This is a genomic window from uncultured Ralstonia sp. (genome assembly GCA_913056305.1).
Classification (GTDB): domain Bacteria; phylum Pseudomonadota; class Gammaproteobacteria; order Burkholderiales; family Burkholderiaceae; genus Ralstonia.
This window is the reverse complement of record CAJXMR010000322.1, coordinates 1-3,723: the sequence shown is the minus strand read 5'-3', so window position 1 is coordinate 3,723 and position 3,723 is coordinate 1. Positions and strand designations below refer to the sequence as shown.

Below are 3,723 nucleotides of genomic sequence, written 5' to 3'. Positions count from 1 at the left end.
CGATGGCCTTTTCCAGCAGGAACGGCGTATCGGCTTCGCCCTTTTCGGGGCTGCGATAGGCGAAGGTCTTCAGGTCCGACACGATATGCTGCACGCGCTGCATGCCTTCCTTGGCGTCGACCAGGCACTCGAGCAGCATCGGGCTGGACTTGGCCACCGTGTCTTCCTGTGCCACCGCGATCGCCATCAGGCAGAAATTGACTGGGTTGTTGATCTCATGCAGCAGGCCGGCCGACAGTGTGCCGATGGCCGCCATCTTTTCCTGTTGCAGCAGCTGGCCCTTGATTTCCACTAGGTTAGTGTTGGTGTCCCCGAGCTGCACGTTCTTATCGGCGATTTCTTCCTTGAGCTTGAAGAGCTGGAACCGGCTGCGCTCGTTGAAGTAGGTGCAGAAGACTCCCAGCGTGGACGTGAAGATGAGGAACTGGGAGTTCACGAAGAACGTGCTGCCGGTCACGCTGGCCGGATCGTGATGCAGGCAGCCCAGGAAATACAGCGTATAGGTGAGCACCCCGAAGCCGATGGTCTGCTTGGTGTTGAATGGCAGCACGCTGCCGGCCGCAAAGACGGCCAGGTGCAGGCCCGTCGCGTAGATCGAATGTGCCCCCTGCGTGGCGGAAATCATCCACGCGATCATCACTTGCGGAAAGCACAGCCACAGCAGGGTCAGGTACGACAGGTTCTGCCGGCCCCAGCGGGTCGGCAGGATCAGGTAGACGACGAAGATCAGCGACGAGACAAAGGCGCGCGCGAAGAAGAACGGCCGCAGTTCGCCCGGATAGGTGTTGTAGTCCAGGCCGCTGCCCATCAGCACGAGAACGATACCGACCAGCGCGCACGTCCGGCTGAACGACAGGCGAAAGCCTTCCTGCTCAGCGCGATTGAATGCGGTCTTCAGGGGATCATTTGCGCTCTCGGCCATCTAGATCACCGTCGCCTCGCCAAATACGTTGACGCCGGTCGCGTCGACGTAGGCGTTGATGTCCCGGCATTCCTCCGGGAACGTGGACGCGAGCTGCTGCTCGTCGCGATAGATGAGATACCACTCGAGCAGGTGCTCCATCGTGAAGAGCCGCTCCGGATTTCTCGAGTGCACGTTGGTGGCAAGAATCCGCCCGCCAGGCCGCGTCCGCGTCGTGAAGTAGGTCAGCAGCCGGTTGCAGACCTTGTCGGAAATATAGTCGAACAGGCCGGCGCAATAGACGGCATCGCAATCGCGCACCTCCGCGGCCTTGCGCGCCGGCCGCTTGATCAGCTCGTGCACGGACTGGTGGACGAACTGGGCGCGCAGGGAGGTACCGCCTTGCTTGGCGGCTTCCGCCAGTTGGGCCTGGGCGTAGTCCAGCGTCTCCTGGCTGAAGTCGATCAACTCGAATTCGAGCAGCTCGGGCTCTTCGAACTCACGCAGGAAGCGCTGGATCTCGACCGCCGGTCCGCAACCGAGATTCATCACGCGATAGGGACGCCCCTCGGCCTTCGCCTGAATCGCAAGTTGCTTGAGGAAGTCGACCAGGATATTGATGCGGTTACGGTGCGCTTGCGCAACCTGCGCCTTCAGGAACGTGACATTGACGATCTGGAAGTAGGTGCTCGGGCCTTGCTGGGGGTCGGCCAGGATCTGGTTGACCATTTCATAGTCACCCGCATAGCCCAGTGGCTTGGTGAAGGTGCGATGCACGAAGGGCGAGCGCAGCAACAGCGGATGCAGCGCGGTCTGCGCGAAGGCGCGGTGGGACGGAGCCAGGCTGGCTTCGATGTCCACGGCCTCTGCTTCCAGGATGTCCAGGTAATGCTTGACCCGGAGCATGACCGGTTCGGCCAGTTCCATGAACACATCGGGACGCAGCTTGCTGTCTTCACGTGGCAGGGATTTAGACAAGTCGACCTGCTCGACCCAGCGCGAGACTTCCGCCAGGAAAGCGCGCATCTCGTTGACGACGATCTGGTATTCGCGGCGGATGCGGAAGCGTTCCTGCCAATCCTGCACGAACGTTCGCGCTTCCTCGCCCACCGAGGCGGGCGTGTCGGCCACCTCGGACAGCTCGCGCCATTCGTCGATCAGCGTGAGCGACACCACGGCAGTCAGGCCCGTGTTGACCAGGCTGATCACCACCGCCTTGCCAAGATAGACCTGGCGCGTCCCGATCTTGATGGCGAGCTCGGACAGCACCTCGCTCACCTGCACGATGGAGTACGGGTTGTAGATTTCCATCACCAAGGCACGCCGTTGTAGCGTGATGATGGTGCCGCGGACTTGCTGACCCTGGGAGTTCCTAAAGCTGACTGCCGGGTCGATCTGGTTGGGTGAGTACACAGTGCAAATTGGCCGGAGACTTCAGAGATCACGTCCACCAAGCGGGGCACTCACTCAACAACCGGGGTGCCATCGCCGCACTGCGACGCCGGCCTTCGACACACATCGAAACCCACCCGGGTCGATGCGTCGTCCCTCGGTTTTGCCAGCGTGCCCAAGCAGGCCGCAGGTCAGGCGCATGGCGCACCTGGCCTGGGCGCATTCGCCCAAACCCGCTTCGAGAAGATCAGGAATCTGTCCGGCCAGGCAGTGGGTACCCCCATCTGCCGGCAGCCGGATCAGCAACGTGGTGACGGGAATCGTGCGACCGCAACCGAACTGGAACGATGCACTCCCCAACCCCCCGTGTTGCGTGCCCGCTCAGCGCGCAACCCGCTGCTGCACCCAAATCCTCTCTCAAGGAGAGTCCCGCACAGGAATAACACCGGGGCGCCGTATCGTTGCAGATGCCCTCGTTCACCATGATGCAGTAGGCATCCCCTACGTTCATCAAGGCCATTCATTCGGCCCATGCTCTGACGTCATGGTCTTCGGATGATCCAATCGATTGTACTTGCCGGATTGGGGCCACACAACGTGGTTTGCTGTGTTGCGGCCCAAATCAGAGAGCGCCCACTAGCGCGGTTTGCGGCCGGTGAGCGCGTCCGGATCCTGCTTGTAGTTGGCAAGGAACTGGGTGTAGCCGTAGACCTGTGCCGGCAGCAGGTGCGTGGGCATGTCAAACAGTGCGTAGTAGTAGGGCTCGCGCCCTTCGCACACTTCGGCGGGCAGGCAGTATTGTTCCCATTCGACACAGGCGGGGGTGTACATGCCGTCGCCTGGCCAGAAGAACGGCACGATCTGCCTGTCGCGCAGGCCCTTGAGCAGTGCTTCCGGCGCGTCATACGCCTCGGCGTTTTCCAGGTGCGTGAGCATGCTCGCGCCGGTCTCGATGACCATGAGTGTGGCGCGGCCGTCCGCGGTGAGCAGCAGTACACCAGCCGGGTGCGGGTAGAGGTAATACTCGATAAAGCGATAGCGCCCGGCCAGCTCGCGCACCAGTTGGGTCACCACCGGGTCGGACAGGAAGCTGAACGAGTGGCGCGACAGCAACTCGCGCAGCGTGTTCGACAGCTTGCTGAAGTAACGCACCTGCAGCGCCTCGATCTCGGCGCTCAGGCGCTCGGCCATGGCGGGGTGGTCTTTCTTGATGTAGCGGTCGATCAGCCCATCGTTGAAACCGTCGACGGCGATGTTCTCATCGGCCATGCCGGTCAGCAGGATCGTCATGCAAGGCAGATCCTTGAGCTTGGCGCAGAACTCCAGACCGTTCATGCGCGGCATGGAGTAGTCCACCACGATCACCGACGGCTGCAGGAAGCGGTTGACCTCGTGGATCTGGCGGTAGATGCGGTCGACGTCGAGCTGGA

Annotated in this window: 3 protein-coding genes; all 3 read right to left on the bottom strand. The window is 61.8% G+C overall.

From position 1 onward, the window contains the following. The coding region (locus tag QZ609_RS25315) for a histidine kinase dimerization/phospho-acceptor domain-containing protein (protein ID WP_295500914.1) at positions 1-922 on the bottom strand (922 nt) is incomplete at its 3' end. Continuing rightward, positions 923-2,314 (bottom strand): class I SAM-dependent methyltransferase, encoded by a 1,392-nt coding sequence (locus tag QZ609_RS25310; protein ID WP_295500912.1) that lies wholly within the window; start codon positions 2,312-2,314, stop codon positions 923-925. 615 nt (positions 2,315-2,929) lie between these two features. Next, positions 2,930-3,723, bottom strand: a 794-nt coding sequence (locus tag QZ609_RS25305; protein WP_295500909.1) for a response regulator, incomplete at its 5' end; no start/stop codon positions are given.